Here is a 397-nt window from a genome sequence, read left to right as displayed (position 1 = left end):
CACGAGTGTAGGCATCTTTAGTGATGGTGTTGGCGCTATCTGCGAAGCGTTCGCCTTCATAAAACGCACCTGCATTAAAAGCAATGGCATCGTTTAACTCGTAACGAGTCCAAAGCGAAGCAGACCATTTAGGGACATCTGTAGGGCGAGCGCCTCCTTGAACATATTCAGCATCAAGGTACATAGTAGAAGCCATAACAAATAAACGGTCAGTTGCTGCACCTTGCGCACCTAGCTCAAAACCTTTATGACGTTGTTCACCGGCTTGTGTTGTGATTGTTTCAATATCACCCACTGGATTATCTAGTTGCTCGGTGATCAAGGTGCCTGTTTTACTGATATCAAATAATGCACTGCTTAGCATTAAGCGGTCATCAAACAACTGCCACTTGATACC

At 45.1% G+C, this 397-nt stretch carries 1 protein-coding gene; it reads right to left on the bottom strand.

Annotated elements, in window-relative coordinates; genetic code table 11:
• A partial coding sequence (locus CWB85_RS21895) for a TonB-dependent receptor domain-containing protein (RefSeq protein ID WP_138556015.1) occupies nucleotides 1–397 on the bottom strand: 397 nt, incomplete at both ends.

The organism is Pseudoalteromonas sp. S1727, assembly GCF_005886375.1.
GTDB lineage: Bacteria > Pseudomonadota > Gammaproteobacteria > Enterobacterales > Alteromonadaceae > Pseudoalteromonas > Pseudoalteromonas haloplanktis.
Note: the sequence above shows the minus strand (reverse complement) of the source record. Positions and strands in the feature narration are given on the sequence as shown.